This window comes from Ruegeria arenilitoris (assembly GCF_013030985.1).
In the GTDB taxonomy this organism is placed as follows: Bacteria; Pseudomonadota; Alphaproteobacteria; order Rhodobacterales; family Rhodobacteraceae; genus Ruegeria; species Ruegeria arenilitoris_B.
Map to the genome: position 1 here is coordinate 22,851 of NZ_WPYP01000013.1, position 17,811 is coordinate 40,661.

The 17,811-nt window shown below is 55.4% G+C and carries 13 protein-coding genes and 1 pseudogene; 5 read left to right on the top strand and 9 right to left on the bottom strand.

Annotation, left to right across the window (positions count from 1 at the left end; genetic code table 11):
- Positions 1-205: 205 nt before the first annotated feature.
- The 3 genes from GOX88_RS20680 to GOX88_RS20690 all read right to left on the bottom strand — a co-directional run bounded on the left by GOX88_RS20680 (position 206) and on the right by GOX88_RS20690 (position 3,558).
- Positions 206-1,957, bottom strand: a complete 1,752-nt coding sequence (locus GOX88_RS20680; RefSeq protein ID WP_170406442.1) for an adenylate/guanylate cyclase domain-containing protein — start codon at positions 1,955-1,957, stop codon at positions 206-208.
- Between the two features lie 250 nt (positions 1,958-2,207).
- Entirely contained in the window at positions 2,208-2,465 is a 258-nt protein-coding gene (locus GOX88_RS20685; RefSeq protein WP_170406445.1) for a DUF1127 domain-containing protein, read from the bottom strand.
- A 136-nt stretch (positions 2,466-2,601) separates the two neighbouring features.
- Complete coding sequence (locus tag GOX88_RS20690; protein ID WP_170406450.1) at positions 2,602-3,558, bottom strand: homocysteine S-methyltransferase family protein; 957 nt, start codon at positions 3,556-3,558, stop codon at positions 2,602-2,604.
- A gap of 167 nt (positions 3,559-3,725) precedes the next feature.
- Between GOX88_RS20690 and GOX88_RS20695 the strand changes: the two genes are divergently transcribed.
- Entirely contained in the window at positions 3,726-5,279 is a 1,554-nt protein-coding gene (locus GOX88_RS20695) for a winged helix-turn-helix domain-containing tetratricopeptide repeat protein (protein ID WP_170406452.1), read from the top strand.
- Here the strand turns inward: GOX88_RS20695 and GOX88_RS20700 are convergent.
- From GOX88_RS20700 to GOX88_RS20725, 5 genes are all read right to left on the bottom strand, one after another.
- Positions 5,254-6,252, bottom strand: coding sequence for a hypothetical protein (locus GOX88_RS20700; protein ID WP_170406455.1), 999 nt, complete (start codon positions 6,250-6,252; stop codon positions 5,254-5,256). The genes GOX88_RS20695 and GOX88_RS20700 overlap by 26 nt on opposite strands.
- Positions 6,253-7,013: 761 nt before the next feature.
- Positions 7,014-8,531, bottom strand: coding sequence for an ABC transporter permease subunit (locus tag GOX88_RS20710; RefSeq protein ID WP_170406460.1), 1,518 nt, complete (start codon positions 8,529-8,531; stop codon positions 7,014-7,016).
- A gap of 10 nt (positions 8,532-8,541) precedes the next feature.
- Complete coding sequence (locus tag GOX88_RS20715; RefSeq protein ID WP_170406463.1) at positions 8,542-9,591, bottom strand: quaternary amine ABC transporter ATP-binding protein; 1,050 nt, start codon at positions 9,589-9,591, stop codon at positions 8,542-8,544.
- Positions 9,592-9,656: 65 nt separating this feature from the next.
- The gene (locus tag GOX88_RS20720; RefSeq protein WP_170406466.1) at positions 9,657-10,628 is read right to left on the bottom strand and encodes an ABC transporter substrate-binding protein; all 972 of its coding nucleotides are present in this window, start codon (positions 10,626-10,628) and stop codon (positions 9,657-9,659) included.
- A 36-nt stretch (positions 10,629-10,664) separates the two neighbouring features.
- Positions 10,665-12,884, bottom strand: a complete 2,220-nt coding sequence (locus GOX88_RS20725) for a DUF1989 domain-containing protein (RefSeq protein WP_254443388.1) — start codon at positions 12,882-12,884, stop codon at positions 10,665-10,667.
- Positions 12,885-13,082: 198 nt separating this feature from the next.
- Here GOX88_RS20725 and GOX88_RS20730 point away from each other — a divergent pair, with 198 nt between their 5' ends.
- The gene (locus GOX88_RS20730; RefSeq protein WP_170406477.1) at positions 13,083-14,123 is read left to right on the top strand and encodes a LacI family DNA-binding transcriptional regulator; all 1,041 of its coding nucleotides are present in this window, start codon (positions 13,083-13,085) and stop codon (positions 14,121-14,123) included.
- Positions 14,124-14,617: 494 nt separating this feature from the next.
- Positions 14,618-15,289 (top strand): annotated as a pseudogene (locus GOX88_RS20735) (IS5 family transposase); the annotation flags it as partial.
- A 30-nt stretch (positions 15,290-15,319) separates the two neighbouring features.
- Here the strand turns inward: GOX88_RS20735 and GOX88_RS20740 are convergent.
- Entirely contained in the window at positions 15,320-15,961 is a 642-nt protein-coding gene (locus GOX88_RS20740; protein WP_170406479.1) for a TetR family transcriptional regulator C-terminal domain-containing protein, read from the bottom strand.
- Between the two features lie 190 nt (positions 15,962-16,151).
- Between GOX88_RS20740 and GOX88_RS20745 the strand changes: the two genes are divergently transcribed.
- Together GOX88_RS20745 and GOX88_RS20750 are read left to right on the top strand one after the other, a co-directional pair.
- Positions 16,152-17,015 carry an ABC transporter permease gene (locus tag GOX88_RS20745; protein ID WP_170406482.1) on the top strand — a complete coding sequence of 288 codons (864 nt, stop codon included), beginning with the start codon at positions 16,152-16,154 and terminating at the stop codon, positions 17,013-17,015.
- On the top strand, positions 17,012-17,806 hold the full coding sequence (locus tag GOX88_RS20750) for an ABC transporter permease (protein WP_170406485.1): 795 nt from the start codon (positions 17,012-17,014) through the stop codon (positions 17,804-17,806). The genes GOX88_RS20745 and GOX88_RS20750 overlap by 4 nt, the downstream gene beginning before the upstream one ends.
- Positions 17,807-17,811 lie beyond the last annotated feature (5 nt).

Genomic DNA, 17,811 nt, shown 5'->3' on the forward strand with positions numbered 1-17,811 from the left:
CATTCATTGAGTGGAACGGGATTTGTAATCAAGTATAGGCGGCCCATAGCCAACATCCAACACAGTCCTCGTATGCTGCGCTTGCCGCCCGCATTTCAGACATTCGCCGCGGCTGCAAATTGTTTACGGTCGCGAACTCACGGATAGCGCAACAAAGCTATTGCTCAAAAATGGGCTTTCATAGTCGGTTGCTGAGCAAAATAGGTCATTCCGGCAACCCGGCCTTTCGCAAACCTTGCAGATAGTGTTCGAGCGCTGGGGCGTGTGTGTAGAGATGGCACCGCCGGACCATTGAAACGGAAAAGTCAGGTCGGTGGGCTGAACACTCGGTGATTAATCGCGCAGCTTCCTCAGTTTTGCCTGAGTAGCCCAGGCCGGCGAGAACGACAGAGTAGCGGGACCACTGAAATCCTTGTTGTTGAAGCGCTCTCCTTCCCCATTCAATCGCCAGCCTGTAGTCGCGTTTCAGCAAGTGGGCCTCTGCCAACCTCACCATATATGATCCCATATGCTGGTCGCGGGGGCTGAGGCGAATGGCATCTTCCAAATGTGGAATAGCCTGATCGGCATTTCCCAAAAACACTGCGGCAGCGCCGAGACCGTAATGAGCCCAAGCAAGACTGGGATTGAGTTCAATGGCCAGCTTGAGGTCCGGAATAGCATTTTCGTGTTCGCGACCAACGATCCGGGCCTTTCCCATAGCGCAGTGCGCGGCGGCGTCATCGGGATCCAGTTCTACCGCCATCCGGGCCGCTTGCAGTGCACGTTCGCAATTCTCTGCGGGGGAATCCGCCAGACCAAGCACCACTTCATAGTAGTAAGCATCCACCAAACCGGAAAATGCCGGCGACAGGTTGGGATCTTGTGAAAGAGCTGCCTCAAACCGCGAACGCGCCTCCATCAGGTCTTCTTTGGTCCGCTTGTAAAGATGCCACATGCCGCGTTGATAGACATCCCATGCGTTCAGGTTACCGGACTTCTTGGATGTCGCCCGTTGCTGTTCTGCTTTGTCCAATTCTGGCGCAATGGCCCCTACAATGGCGGCGGTTACTTCATCCTGGACTGCAAAAATATCCTCAAGGACGCGGTCATAGCGCTCGGCCCAGATTTGCTTTCCAGATGCCGCATCGATCAATTGAGCAGCAATCCGGACCCGGTTTCCTCCTTTGCGAACACTTCCATCGAGCACATAGCGTACCCCGAGTTGTCCGCCGATTTTCTTCAGGTCTGTCGCTTCATCTTTGTAAGCGAAACTTGAGTTGCGGGCGATGACCATCAGCCATCGGTTACGGGACAGTGCGGAAATGATGTCTTCCGACACACCGTCGGCGAAATACTCCTGATCAGTTTCACCGCTCAGGTTGTGGAAGGGCAGAACGGCGATGGAGGGTTTCTTCGTAGCCGCAATCGGCGTTGGCGAAACATCCCCTGGTGGATCGGCACCGCTCAACGCTATGCTATAAGCGCGAATGGGTTGATCTACATTTTTGAGTTCGAGTTTGCCTAAGTCCTTGAACTCGGCATTGATTTTTCCGTTGGCCTGACGATAGGCGTCTTCGGACAGGCAGATACCGTCTGGATCAGCCTGGGCTTCAAGTCGAGCGGCTATGTTAACGCCGTCTCCCAAAAGGTCTTCACCGTCCACAATGACGTCGCCAAGGTTAAGCCCGATGCGAAAACTAAGACGTCTGTGTTCTTCACCTGGTCTCCTTTCCTGAATTAGGACCTTTTGCCATTGGATCGCACAGTCGATGGCGTCGACGATGCTGGCGAACTCCACCAACATCCCATCACCGACAAGCTTGAAAATTCGACCATGGTATTGGGAAATAAGTGGTTCGATAACTTCGCTGCGAACAGCGTTCAAACACTCGAGAGTGCTGGCTTCATCCTGCCCCATAAGGCGCGTGTAGCCGACCACATCGGCAACTAGAATGGCGGCAAGTCGGCGTTCCAAGACGACCTCCTATCGCCACCAGATTACCGCTGGAAGTGACGAGAATCCAACTCAATTGAAATCCGGGCACAAAGCGGGTTTCTATTCGCAGAATACTCCGGATGTTTAGCCACGCCCCACTTCAGACTGACACAACTGTGTCACCGAGTTTGTCATCATTTTGAATTTGGGGCGTGCTCTGGACTTGTTGAGCACGCCCCGAAGATCCTAGGCCAGAGGTTCTTTGGCACCTTTCTTGGCGCGTACAGCCTTATACCCTCCAAAATGCGTCACGCCCGTAACGCAGGACGTCGATGTGCTGATCCGGCTCAAGGCCGATGTCTTTCAACAGGCGTTTGTCAAACTGCGAGACATGTCGAATATCGCGGCGAATGCGGTGTTCGCGGATTACGGCACTGCCCAGGCGGGAAAACAGACTGTACAGTTTCTTAACCGGCGAGCTTGCTCTTCCCTCAGGTCGAAACAACACGCCCTGCGGTTGGGAAATAGAACTACGATCTATTGTCATTTTGGTCTCCTGAATTTGGTACGTTTGCGCCAATTTCGCCCGGACCACTGTGCTGTCGACTTCTGCCAGATCATCGCAATTCAGCGAGGGACAACTGGCCACAGCGGCCCGGGATTTGTGTGATCCGAAACGCCGGTCAGACGGTTTCGGTCGTAGGTTGCCGGGCTGCTTTGCAAACATGCTCGACATGACGGTGGTCGGTGCCGCAGCACCCGCCGATAACGGTCAGATTGGGCAGAATCTTTGCGAGTTCCTGATGGAGCTCACCGAATTCCCGCGGATTTCCGTCATCCAGTTCATCCGCAGCATCAAGCTCGGCATGTGAAAGGCGCGACGCATTGGCCCGCAAACCCATGATACGGTTTGTCCAGTCGCCGCCCTGCTCAAGAACCGAGCGGAAATGGTCAGGATGCGCGCAATTGATCATGAAATAGGCCGCGGCGCTCTGAGTGGCGGCGTCGACCTGTTCAATGGCAGCGCGCAGCCCCTGACCCGAAGGCAGGCGGCCATCGGTTTCGACGGTGAATGAGATCACCACGGGAATGCCGGCCGCCTGTGCGGCGCGTACGATGCCAATGGCTTCGTCAGCGTATGTCATCGTTATGGCCGAAACCATGTCTGCGCCCATCTCGGCGAACCATTCCACTTGCGTCCGATGGTAGGTTTCAGCTTCGGAATCGCCCAGGATCTCGGTCGGGGCGTAGCCGTCGCTGTGCGGCCCGATCACCCCATTGATCACAAAGGGGGATTCCGGTTTCTCATGTTCTTCACGCATCTTTACAAGCGTGGCGATGACCTCGCGATGAACCTCCTTGAGCTGATCGTGGTCCACGCCCAGTTCGGCAGCCCACCGGGGGCTGGCGCGCCATGTCGGTGTATCCATGACAAAGCCGCGACGGTTATTTACCGCCAGTTGTGCAAACCCGCGCATGTACCGGTCGATAGCGTCAATGCCGACCTGGCTGTCCAGTGCTTTGAACGCTGCAAAGAGCGGCAGATCGATCCCGTCGTGAAAGACCAGGGTAGTTTCCAGCCCGCCATCGGCCAGCATCTGGGTGCCGTTCAACTGGGGCAGAGCGTTTCGATATTTCATTGCCATCCTCCTGTTTCTGGGCCCCTTTGCGGGCCGCTTAGGATGAAACGGGAATAGCAGCGCCTCGGTTTTGAACCTCGAGCCGCATCTGAGCTTTTCCTGAGAAAGTATGAGGGTTAGGCTTGAGGCAAACGGGAATTGTTCGAAACGCGACCGGTTTTTGGGAAATGAAGTACGAGTTCAATGATTGCACGATTGATACCGATCTTTTTCAGATATCGCGTGGCGGTGTCGCTGGAAGCCTGACGCCGCAAACCCTGCAAATTCTTGAATATCTCATTTCAAACCGGGATCGGGTGGTTTTGAAAGATGAACTGGTCGAGCAGGTGTGGCAGGGCCGGTTCATCACTGACGCGACCTTGTCGACCGCGATGAAAGAAGCTCGGCAGGCGGTTGGCGACACAGGGCGGGATCAGCACACAATCCGAACTGTACACGGCGCAGGGTTCCGCTTTGTCGCGGAAATCGAAATGCCCGTTGCCCACACGCGAAATGCGCCGCCGTCTGATGGTATTGTCCTCGCGGTTCTTCCATTCAAAAGTTTGGGCACAAACACCAACGACGCTTTTTTGGCCGAAGGTCTGACAGAAGACGCGATCACGAACCTGTCCCGGTTTCGCGAACTTACGCTGCTGTCGCACCGCACAACAGCACAGCTGGCTGCAGAAAAGGTTTCGAACGCGGAAATGTCGGAACGATATGCCATCACCCACGTGGTCGAAGGCAGCATCAGAAGGTCGCAAAACCAGTTGCGCGTGACTGTGCAAGTAACCGAAGCCAGCGGCGGCAGGCTGGTTGCGACCGAACAATTCGATCGCGGCGGCGGGCCCGAGAATTTGTTTGAGATTCAGGAAGACATCGCCGCGCTCATTGCTGGCCGTCTTGGCAGCCGCCACGGATTGATGGCAAAACAGGTCGCCAGATCACTGCCTGTCGGGCGCACGCATTTCTGGGAGACCTATTTTCTCGTCGCGCAGTTTTACGAGTATTACAGGTCCTATGATCATTCGATACATGCCGATATCCGGGACAGGCTAAAGGTCGCGCTGGAAAAAGACACCCATTCTTCAGATGGGTGGGCTGCTTATGCCATGCTGTTGTTGGAAGAGTACCGCTATCACATCAACCAGCGACCAGATGTCGATGCCTTGGCGCTCGCAACCGAGGCAGCTGGAAGGGCGGTCGAGTGTGACGGTTTGAACGCCTTTGCGCAAATGACCCTGGCGCTGACCATTTTCTACCAGATGGATATTGCGAGGTTCAGGGCTGCTGCGGATCGGGCGCTCCAGCTGAATTCCGGCCATTGCGACGTTCTGGCCGAGATCGGCTCCTGTCACCTGTTTCTGGGCGAATATGATCGTGCGGTCGAACTACTGGACCGGGCGATTGATCTGAGCCCCGTCCATCCGGGCTGGTATCACTATGCGCGGTGCTGGCTCTATGCATCGCAGGGGTTTACCGAGGCTGCACTGATTGAGATCGAGAAAGTGCCGATGCCGGATTTCTTCTGGTATCAGGCACATCTGGCATGGCTTCATGGCGAATTGGGCAACACAGAAAAAGCCCAAGCAGCAGCTGCAGTCATGCGGGAAATGTTTCCGATCTTCGAAGACGTCGTCTATGAAGAGCTTGCGATGACCGGCATCACCCCGGAACACGGAGAGATGGCTGTTCGAGGATGGCGCAAGGCGGGGCTTAGAATCCCGGAATATCCGACTTAGGTCGCACGCGCATCAGGGCAGGTAAAGCGATCAAGCCCGAAATGACAACCGCGCTGGCCAAGGCCGGATAGCCGCCCATGGCAATCGCCAGACTCCCCATTCCGCCACCCATCGCAAACCCCAATAGGTAACGTGCCATGCCCGATGCCGGGGCGTCAGTTCGGTCCAGATAAAGCGGGAAAAACAGAAACAGGCCGAATGCGTTGACAAGGATCGTCGCGCCCATCAGCAGTTCGGAACTTGAAAGATAGGTCAGCCCACCTGCAAAGGCGGCCAGTAACAGGCCAACTATCTGGGCGTGAAGCCTCAGTCGGTCTAGGATGATACCGGCAATAAACGACCCCAGCGCAGAAAGCCACAGGCTCGCCGCCAGCCAGGCGCTGAGGCTGCCAAGGTCTTGCTCTATCGAAAACACTTCCAGAAAAGCCCAGTAGGCGCCCATGCAGATAAAGAACGGCATCAGACTAAGATCCTGTTTCCAGTTGAAGTGCCGAACATTGCGTTTGCCTGGAGGGGGCAGATGCAGCAGAAGCAGGATGGCCTGTATCGCCGCAAGAAGGGCCAACGGAAGCAGCAATGATATCCCGGTTGCATGGATACCGGCCAACAGAGCGAATGAAGCGACACAGCCGATCGCCATTCCATTGCTGATCATTCGCAATACACTGTCTACGCCGGAACTGCGCGACAGAGGCACAGCCAAAACCATGCCCAGCGACGAACCGACGATAGCTGCACCGACAAACAGTATCGCTGTCGAAATGGTCTGCTCTATCGCAGCAGCGGCAATTCCGATGCACGCAACTGCCCCGGCGACCCGCGGCAAAACATGCCCGGCGACAGTACCAATCACACATCCAATCGCGGCGGTCAGCAGGACAACGCTGGCCAGCAGGCCGACCACAACTTCGGAACTCCCGCTTTTGGCGGCCAGTTCAGCCAGCCAAATCGGCATCGTGTTCAGAATTGTCACCGCTAACGCGATATAGAAGGAGCGTGTCAGTTGACCATCCTTGCCCGGCGGGTTTCCTGTCCACTTCGATGTTTGTTTAAATAAACCTGTTGGTCAACGCTGCCAAAATGGTAATCGGCAGTCGCTATGCGTGCGGCAGTTATATGCGTGAAACCCCAAAAAGAATATTCCGCCGAGCGTCCGTTCCGAACAATTCGCAGGGCATTTAGCAAAGTTCTCTATCTGCGACTTCGATTTCAATATCGGACTCAGGTCGTATCAGGCTCATGGTTCTCTCCAGGATCGAACGCGCCGCGCCATGATTGCGTCGGTGATGGGATGCCTTCCAAAAGTCTGCTGCGAAGTCGCCCGGCAAGGTGCCACGACTTTGCATCACGAGGTCATCCTGCCTTTGTCCCGATGGGACCAGAATCCGAAGTTTGCGGAACTCTGAGTTTCAAATCATGTAGGCAAAGTCTCCTTTGTCCGGTCAAACTTGGTTCCATCTCGCCAATGCCGCGTCAGGATGACCGCAATTTTGCGTGCAGTAGCGACCGTCCCCTTTTTGAGCCCATTGCGTTGCACAACCGGGTTCAGGCGCGGAAATTCTATTGGGAAGAATCGGCGCGCAGGTTGGTCGTCGTGGTTCAGCATCTCCTTGAGGAAAGGCATGCCCGAAAGGATAGGGCCACATGCCATTTCCCGTATTGCATCAAGGACTTTAGCGTGTTGATGACATGTTGCTTTTCTCTGACTGTCTGGTTCAATCCACGGGTCAGAACTCATTTCTTTCCCGCCACAATACGGTCAAGGATGAGTGCGCAGAACAGGATTGCCAGACCTGCCAGTATGCCTTGGCCTGCCGCAGCATATTGCAGCGCTTCCAACACATCCTCGCCCAGACCTTTCGCGCCGATCAGTGACGCTACAACAACCATTGCCAGCGACATAAGAATGGTCTGGTTAACTCCAGCCATGATCGTTTTGTGCGCCAAAGGCAGATCAACCCGCCACAGCAGGTAACGCGGCGTGGCACCAAAGGCGAGTGCAGCCTCACGCACTGTTTCAGGCACTTGTTGCAGTCCAAGGACGGTAAAGCGGATTACCGGTGGGCTGCCAAAAATCATGGTCGCCACAACCCCAGCCGGTTTGCCAGACCCAATGAAGGCAACAACCGGGATAAGGTAGACAAAGGAAGGCATCGATTGCATGAAGTCTAGAATTGGTCGCACGATTGCAAACGCGCGCGGACGACGTGCACAATAGATACCAAGTGGTATTCCCAGCGTAATCGAGATCAACGCGGCCGCTCCGAGCAGCGCTATGGTAGTCATTGCCTTTTCCCAGAAGTCCAGCAGTCCGAGATAAGCCAGTGCTGCACCGGTAAAGATCGCAACGCGTGGTCCTGCGGAAAGGAACGCCAGCATGATGATCACCAGCGCCACTACCGGCCAGGGGGTGTCGACCAGAACGACTTCGATCCAGTCCAGCAGCGTACGCATTCCATAGGTTAGCCCGTCGAAAAAGCCGCGCCCGGCTGTTTTGGTCCATTCAAAGACAGCCTGCACGCCGTCCCCGACATTTAGCCTCCAATCCCGGTTAGTCGGGAAAGTCTTCAGAACAGCCAATGCATCTGGCTGAGCAAACTTGATGGCCGACAATACGACAACTATTAGGGTCAGAGCAGAGGCAACGACCATTCGGGTCCCAGACCATCCATGCGCCACACTGGAGTCCGAACGCCAACGCGCAAACTGACCTTCCAGCGTCCAGTTGGCCAACGATGCCGCAAGGAACTTGACCGCCAGTAGCAAGACGATCCCGACCGCCAGGTACGCGATGCCGGTGGAGTCTGCGCTCTGGGCAGCTTCCTGCGCTCCAGCCAAGGCACCCTCCAGTGACTCTGCTGCGCGTTTAAGGGAGTCTAAGGAAGCAGCGCCGGATTGTTCCGCCGCCTCGATCTGCTGTCTACGCAGCGCCAATGTTTGCTCGATCTGATCAGCCCGCTCACGAAACTCCCGCCCGAGATCGCCGAACAAACCCAAGCCGATTTGAATGTAGGCGAGCGTCTCAAGCACCAGAAAGCCCAAGAACCACGACCAGAGGCCACGTGCCCCGAACCAGATCGGGCCGAGAATGGCCGCAGCCTTGTTTAGGGTGAACCGATAACCTGGCGCCTGCATCATGTAGGCAAAGGTTTTCTGATAATAGGCTTGGCTTTGGCCGACAAAATCGCCGATCAAACCTTCCAGACGGTCGGCGGTTTCGGGTTTGACCTGCTGTGCGTCAACGTGTTTCATCGTCGTCCCCTTACGCCTGACTGTCTTGGATAGCGCGGATGAGCCCCGCACGGTTGATCACCCCTACGGTTTTGCCATCTTGCGTAACCGCCACCACGCCGTGCCCTTCGACGCAGAGATTCATCAGATCGGACAAGTCCATATCCGGATGCGCCTCTTTGGCGTCGTCTGGAACCTCGCCGTGACGTGCCTCGAATTCGTCAACCGGCTTCATCACCGAGTGGGCGAAGATCATGTTGAGCTTGGAGATCCCGGCGACGAAATCGGCAACGTAATCATCGGCCGGGTTCAGTATGATTTCCTCGGGTGTACCAATCTGAACAATGCGGCCATCCTTCATGATCGCGATGCGGTGACCGATACGGATCGCCTCATCGAGATCGTGCGTGATAAACATCGTAGTCTTGTTGAGCTTGTGGCTGAGATCCATGAACTGATCCTGCAATTGCTTGCGGATCAGCGGATCGAGGGCCGAGAAGGGCTCGTCCATCAGCAGGATCTCCGGGTCTGCAGCGATGGCCCGCGCAAGGCCGACACGCTGCTGCATGCCACCGGACAACTCATGGGCGTATTTGTCTTCCCAGCCGTTGAGCTCCACCAACTCAAGAACGCGGTCCGCCTCTTCCCAACGACGCGCCTTCCCGGTGCCGCGAATTTCCAAGGGCATGGCAACGTTATCGCGCACAGTCCGGTGGGGCATCAGGCCAAAGTTCTGGAACACCATCGCAACGCGGCGGTTGCGCAGATCACGAAGGCCTTCGTCATTCAGACCCATCACATCATCGCCGTCCAGGTAGATATGGCCATCGGTGGGTTCCAGCAGACGGTTTACGTGGCGCACAAGGGTTGATTTACCGGACCCGGACAGGCCCATGACGCAAAACAGCTCACCGCGCTCAATCTCGAAGCTGGCATCAGCGACTCCGACAACGCAGTTGAACTGTTCCAGCACGTCGGCCTTGCTCAGTCCTTCACTGTGAATGGCTTTCAGCGCGTCCTGCGCTCGTGCTCCGAACACCTTCCAAACGCCACGTGCATCGATTGCAATATCTGCCGTCATACTGGCCCCACTTTGGTCTAGCTTGCAGATTGTGCCCCCGGAAACCGGCCGGGGGCCAATTGGTGTCAGTTGGTTTTCAGGCCAAGCCAGCCGTCGACCATATCGCCGTTTGCGGCAATCCACTCGGCGACAACCTCATCCGTGTCGCGTCCCTTGACCACGACTTCGTAGGTCAGGCCGCTGAGTTGATCAGCATCCATGTTGATGTTGCTCAGGAAAGAAGCCGCGGCCGGGTTGCGCTGCTCCAAAGACTTGGAATGGGCAACAGTTACAGTTTTTACAGGCTCGCCTGTGCTGACATGCGATTTGTTAAACCAATCCGCATCCTGGTCTGGCTGTACCATCTTGTATGTCGCCGCATCATGCTCGGGCTCTTCCAGGATCGTCACGTCATAGAGCGCGTGCACGTAATGCGGTGCGTAGCAGTAGAAAGCAGCACCCTTTTTCTGGTCGATCTGATCTTTGAGACGCGAATAGAAGACGGTCTCATCCTCGGTGGTGGGCGTCAGGAAAGTTTCGATGCCGTAGTCGCGCACGCGAACCTTGAAGGTGTTGGTTGAGGCCCAACCCGACGCGCCGACCCAAACTTCGCCCATTCCGTCACCATCCGAGTCAAACAACTCCTGAGCCATTGGCGTAGCCAAATCGTAGATCGATTTGATGTTGTGATCTTCGACCATGTAGTTCGGAACACAGATTCCTGCGCGGCCCTCATAGTTGCCGGAAGACAGCGCCACGGTGCCTTTCTGATCGACATATTCGTCGGTGAACGAGGATTGGTTCGGCAACCAGACATCAGGGTGCACGTCTATGTCGCCGCGCCCGCCGTCCATTGCGGCAAAAATCACGGCGTTGGCACCCGGGGCATACCCGACTTCACCGCCCAGGCGTGTTTCGATGACCTGACCGATGACCCGGCTCATGATTTTGGCGCCCGGCCAGCTGGGTTCGCCCACCATGACTTTGTCTTGTGCCAACGCCGAAGTAGAACCTAAGGCGAGGGCCAATGTTGCCGTCAGTGTTGTCAGTTTCTTCATACCAAATTCTCCCGTTACATTGTGATGGTTGCGCCATCAGGCGCGCGCCCGCGTGCGTTGCGGGTCTATGAATGGAATGTCCGATACCGTTGCCCCCAGGCGCTTCATTCGCCCGTCGAGTTGACCAACCTCCAGTTGGGTCCCGTTCTCTGCGTGTTCGACCGACAACCGCGCCATGGCGATCGCGTGTTCCAACATCGGTGAGCGGGTGGCCGAAGTGACCACGCCCACCTGCCGTTCGCCTGCAAAAACAGGGGCGCCGTGGGCAGGCACATCATCACAGCCGATCAACAACCCTTTGAGCGCGCGACGCGGCTCTCGCGCGTTTCTTTCAAGCGCGGCTTTGCCCGTAAAACTGGTTTTGTTGAGATCCACCGCAAAGCCTAGCCCTGCCTCGAACGCGTCAACACCTGGTGCAAACTCGGCATTTGCCGCGGCCAACCCGGCTTCGATCCGGATGATATCCAGCGCCGCCGAGCCCATAGGAGTGAGCCCAAATTCTTCACCCGCCTCCATAACTGCGTCCCAGATCGCAATCGCATCGGATTTCGAGCAGAAGATTTCGTAACCCAGTTCTCCGGTATAACCCGAGCGCGAGAGCATGAACGGCGCGCCATCCCGATCATTCAACCGCGCAATCGTCACCCCAAACCACTTCAGGTCCTCGAGCGAAGGAACATGTGGTTGAGTGAAGGCGATCTTGCGTAGAAGGTCCCGCGATTTCGGCCCCTGAATGGCGAGGTTCGGCATAGCGTTCTGCATTGCGTGCACTCGAACCTGCAGGTCCAGATCCGTAGCCAAGGCTTGCAGCGTGCGACCGCTTTCCTCGGAACCGCAGCACCAGCGGAAAATCTCGGGCGCAAGCCGAAAAAGCGTGCCGTCATCAATGACCGACCCGCTTTCGTCGCACATCAACGTGTAAGATCCGCGCCAGACCGGCAGTTTTGCGACGTTTCGTGTTGTTGCCTGCTGCAGCAGTTTCTCGGCATCCGGGCCAACAATATCGAATTTACGCAGCCCGCTCATGTCCTGCACCGTCACCGCTTCGCGACATGCCCAGTATTCACCCAACGTGCCGTGCGCGGGAAAGCTGACCGGCGCCCACAGATCACGTGCAGGCGCGAATTGTTGGGTCAAAGGGGAAAGCCGGTCATGAAATGCGGATTCCTGACTGATCGACATCGGGGCATCTTCCTTTTCACGATAGGCAACCGCTCGCCGGATCGGCGTTTCCGGGCGGTAGATGCGAACATGCACATCCGTCGGGTTCCAGCCATTGATTGGGTCAATGTCGTCCGGACAGGCGGTCGAAACGCAGACCAGATCCTCCATCGCGCGCATGGCAACATAGTCACCGGGGCGGGAATAGGATTCTTCGGTCAGGATGTGATGCGTCGCCGGATCGATCCACGTGTTCCAGAAGAAATTGATCGCTGGCCAAGCCGCCCGACGCGCGACACCGTAAGGCGCCAGCGCCTTCGACATGTTGTCGGAACAGTTCACGTGCCCGGGAAAGCCGCGCTCTTCATAACCTCGGGCAGTGCAGGCCAGTCCGAACGTGTCATGCCGACCACAGGTATCCTGCACCACATTGAGAAGTGGCCGCATCTCACGATCGTAGAACTTGTCCAGCAACCCAGGCCCAGGATAGGCCCGTCGCACCATCGACCGCGTCGCAGTCGAGTCGATCGACCACTCGGCACCGCGGTCCAACCCGTCGGAACGAAGCGCCATGAAGTCAGAGCACTGCTGCCCTTCCACGTCGATGATTTGAACGAATTCACCGGCTTTCAGCTCGTATGCGATCCCCGTCCCGCGCGGCACAGTGAACTCGTCCCGCGTGTCGCCCAAAAGCGGCGGCAGCAAAGGTCCGCTTGAAGCTGCGATCTTATGAGAAACTGCAACACAGCCAGCGCCGGTTCCTTCAATCAATCCAAAAACAGGAGTTGGCCGGATCAGCCAAACTGTAACCCGCTCGTCAGTGCGCAAGACCAGCGGCTCTGTAGAGGTGATCACCCTGGAGCGCGGAATTTCTTGTGCCGGATTTCCGCCATTTGCACCAATCCAACCCGTGATTGGTTCGCTGTTGAACTCGTTGCGATCAACTGTTCCGTTTGCCTCTAAGCCCAGATGAGCGAGCGTCGGCTTTCCGTTGCAAAGTGCAACAACGTCCAGCGGATGAGACTGCGACGTTGCTTCCAAAGATAGCAGGTCACCTGTGTCCATCTCCACGCGGATCGCTTCGCGCGATCCCAAGACATATTTTCGAACACCGGATGCCTTCGGAAATCCTGGAAATCTGCGTCCCGGGCTAACGAACCCGGAATTCGAGAACTCGTGTAAGACGGCCGAACCTTGCATGTCGTTGTTAGATTCTCAGTTATGAAACTAGTTACAGAGGTTGATGAAACTAGTTACATATGTCAACACTTTCGTTGAAAGCCGGCAGAATGGATGCAAAATCAGGTGACACAAAAAGACCCGGCGTTGAAAAAACGCGCAAATCTCAGAGATGTTGCAAAAGCTGCGGGCGTGTCAGTCGCGACGGTGTCCCGTGTCCTGAACGAACCCGGTATAGTGAAAAGGGACACTCTGGAGAAAGTTCAGAAAGCAATTGCGGATCTTCGATTCGTCCCCAGTGCGGCTGCCAGGGCTATTAACTCGGGCCGAACGCGTTTCGTAGGCGCGTTGGTTCCGACATTGGACAACGCCATTTTCGCTCGGTTTCTTGCCGCGTTGGAACGAAAGCTCTCAGAAGATGGGCTTTCATTGATCGTCTCCACAACTGAGTCCGAACCGGCCGTTGAAGCCATCAAAGCGAAGGGGCTTGTCGATATTGGAGCAGAAGGTCTGATCGTTACTGGCGCGACACATTCCGATGAGTTCCACAGTCTTATAGAACGTACGATGATCCCTACCATCATCACATCCTACTTTGATGGCACCAATCCTTTGCCGACGATCGGGTACGACAACAAAGCCGCCGCGCAATTGGCTTTGCAGCACCTCATTGAACTTGGGCATCGGCAGATCACCGTCGTACACGGACCGGTTCACAATAATGACCGGACGCTGGCCAGGCTTTCCGGGCTGCGCTCGGTGCACTGGGAGGGTCAATTTACGACAGTAGAGACTGACATCAGTCTTCGCGGTGGGGCGGAAGCGGCTGTGCGCATCGTCGGCAATTCGGCCAAGACTGACGCCATTCTGTGTCTTTCCGACGTCGTGGCGTTAGGGGTCTTGTTCGGCCTGCAGTCGAAAGGGATAAGCGTCCCGGAAGAAATCTCACTAATGGGCTTGGACGATCTACCAAGCTCTGCCGTTGCTGTACCATCAATAACAACAGTTCACCTTCCGGTTTCCCGCATGGGTGAAAGGGCAGCCATCGCGTTGGCGCGGTGGATTTCTACTCAGGAGAGGCCGGAGGCTGAAATGCTAGAGGCAAAACTGATCGAAAGAAACTCAACTATTCGAAACGAAACACTACAGAAATAGTTCTTTCCTTTGACAGTCTAACAAGGAATCTCCAGTGGCCGTCCCTTGCAAAGTGTCGAATGCCTGAATTGGGCTAGCAGTGGTCATTTTCACGACGTGCATTGACTGGACGAACGAACCCTACTGCCCATCTGATCGCTTTACACCAGCCAACGTCCGCTTTCCGCAGTTAGCGTCGTGCTGCACACACGAAAGGCGGAAGTGTGTCAAATGACGGGTAAGGGCTCATTGAGGCCATGACCGCAGCATCGATGAATGGCCGCTCTTCATTCTGGGTCAAGAATGCTTGACGTTTGGGGCAGAATGGAGTGACGGGACTCTCTGTTTTGTTGAGGTTTTGGTTGACGATTGAGACAAATGTCTGTGACGTTCCATATTCGCTAAAAATGTATCGGCTTTTGAAAAATAAAGATAAAACAATATGTTATGCCCTAAAATTCCGCTCGGCAATTTGGTTCAGGTCCCATTATTTTGGTTTCTGTGATTTCGCTTGCGGGATTATTTTCATGAACCGCAATGGGTTGTGGTGGTCTGATGCGCCGAGAGAATATGGGCCGCCAAAGACACGGTGCAACCGTTGGTAACGGTGGAGCGATATGGGTGTGTTCACTCGGATTATGGAAGGATTGGCTGCCCAGACGACTGATCATACGACCATCATGAATGACACAACTTATCTCAATGCGCACCGCACGGCTTCCAGCCTGCGGTCGAAAAAAGGGGGCGTGGCGGACTGATCGGAAGGACGAAAGGCGGCATGAACACAAAACTTCACACCGCCACCGATAGTGTCGGTCGTCCTATTTGGCTCTTGATCTCTGCGGGCCAGGTAAGCGACTACTCTGGAGCCAGGGCTCTGGCGAGCAGCCTGCCATCGGCCAATTGGCAACTGGTGATCGCGGTTATGACGCGGACTGGTTCCGCGAAGCTCTGATAGAGAAAGGCACAAAGCCCTGCATCCCTGGCCGAAAATCACGCGACAGGCCTGTCGGGTACGACAAGCGCCGCTACAAACGCCGTAACAGGATCGCGGTTATGTTTGGGCGCATGAAGGACTGGCGTCGTGTCGCTACCCGATACGACAGACGCCCAAGGTCTTCCTTTCGGCCATCGTACTCGCAGCTATCGTCTTGTTCTGGTTGTATATTAATGAGTCTGGAACCTAAAGTGGCCAGATAGGAAACCTGTCGCAAACTCTACACAAATAGCAAGGCGCCGTTCAGGTCGAAATGCTTCGGGAACATTGCACGCAGAAATCGAAAAACAATTCTCATAGCCTCGTCGCGATCAAATGAATCCGGGTGGAGCAGATAATCGGTCCACATGCCTTCCAGCATTGCGAGTGTGCCGTGCGTAGCGTCTCGTGCAACCTGGTTGGGGTGTTCGGTTCCGGCTTCTTTTGCAATTCGAGCGAATGCGTTGAAAACCAGATTACGAAGCTTTGCATCGCGGGTATCTGAAAACGCAGCGATTGCCGCTCTGTTTCGGGCCTCGCCGCGAAATGCGTACCAAATTGAAACATTCTTCTTGTTGAGAATGGCTTCACTCAAGTCGCCCCTAACAATCATCTCAATATGTTCTTGACCCGTTTGTCCGGTCTTTTCCAGCAAAGCATAGATGCCGTCGTAGTATTGTTCGGACGAGTAGCGGACGGCTTCGTCAACCAAGTTGTCCTTGCCGCCAAAATGAAGGTGAATCATGCCACGGGACAGCTCGGCGCGTTGAATGATTTCGCTGACTGAGGTCTCGGAAATCCCTTTCTCTGCGACCGAGTCGAGTACTGCCTCAATCAGGGAAAGGCGATTTCGTTCGCGTATTTCTTGTCGTCTTCCAGTCATTTGATCAGGCGGCTTTGTTTGTTTTCAGTCTCTTGCGGTGCCTTCTAACGGCCAGTGTGAAATTTGCCAGCACCGGTTGCGAAATTATCAGTTGACACAACTAGCCCAAAAATTCCAGATTTAAATGGACGATTGTCCATTTTGTGATCGACATCGTTTTGCAGCCAAATACGAAGTTCAGCAGGGAAGCATGGCCGGAGTACTACGAAGTGAAACGGGCAGGGGCCTGGCGCTGAGCGCGCCTGCGACGCTCTACGTCGGCCTGCTTGTAGCCGTGCCTCTTTGCATTCTTGTCGCCTACAGTTTTTGGACCCAGACATATGTCGAGATTGACCGGACCCTGACATGGGCGAACTACCAAGAGGCATTTACCGACCCCTTGGTTCGGCACCTGATGATCCGTTCAGTCGCAATTGCGGGTGCGGTGACATTGGCAACGGTCTGTCTGGCCTATCCGATTGCCTACTTCATCGCGTTTCGGACACAGAAGAAAACCCTCTGGCTGTTGTTGATCACCATTCCCTTTTGGAGCAGCTACCTTCTGCGTGTGTTCAGCTGGAAACTAATTCTTGGCTTCAACGGGGTGTTGAACTCGGCGCTGATTTCACTGGGACTGATAGAAGAGCCGCTGACATTCCTGCTCTACAACGAATTCGCCGTAGTTCTCACACTAGCCCATGCATGGGCGCCATTTGCGATCCTGCCGATTTATGTGTCGCTCCAAAAGATTGACCGTAGCCTGCTGGAGGCCGCAACCGACCTTGGCTGCAGTAAGATAGAACGGTTTGTGCGGGTGACTCTGCCCCTGACGGTGCCGGGGATCATTGCTGCCTGCCTGATCATATTCATCCCTACGGTGGGAGATTACGTGACCCCAGCTCTGGTCGGCGGATCGCAGGGTAAAATGGTTGCGAACTTGATCCAAGTGCAGTTCGGCGCCGCCAATAACTGGCCGTTGGGTGCAACCCTGTCTCTGCTTGCCATGCTATCGGTCGGCTGCGTTGCAATCCTTTTCGTAGTGGTCATCACCGCGCTGGGAAGGAGGATCAGATGACCAAGGCGTTTCGTATCTCATGGTTGCTGGTTTATGCGATCGCCTATCTGGTGTTTCTCTACTTGCCGGTTTTGCTATTGCCGCTGTTTTCGTTCAACGACGGAACTATCGTGGCCTTCCCACTAAAAGGGTTCACGTTGAAGTGGTACGCGCAGTTGGGGCAGCAGGACACGTTGCTACAGGCAATGGTGAATTCGCTGATCGTCGGCAGCGTGACCGCCCTGATGGCAACATCGCTGGGTCTTTTCGCAGCACGTGCCTATGTTCGGTATCGTTTTGCAGGGCGCGAGTTATCAGAGGGACTGGTCATGCTTCCGCTGGTCATTCCCGGTATCATCGTTGCCAGTTCGATGCTGGTTCTGTTCATCAGCATCGGCTTGAAACCATCGCTGACCACTGTGATCCTCGGGCATGTGTTCGTGGCGCTGCCCTTTTCCGTGTCGATCATGAAATCTGCCTTTGACGATTTCGACCAGTCCTTGGAGGAAGCCGCGTTCGACCTTGGTGAAAGCGTTGTGGGAACGTTTCGGCGCGTTACATTGCCAATCGTCGCACCGGGCATCATCGCCAGTCTTTTGGTTACCTTTACCGTGTCTTTTGACGAGTTTGTTCTGGCCTTTTTCCTATCCGGGAACAGCCCGACATTGCCGGTCTATATCTGGAGCCAGATCCGCTTCCCGGCAAAATTGCCCAACACGCTGGCGCTTGGGTCGCTGCTTTTGCTGTCTTCGGTCCTGCTGCTGTTGATTGCCGAGTATTTCCGCCGCCGTTCCATCCAATCGTCAGATTGAAGCCA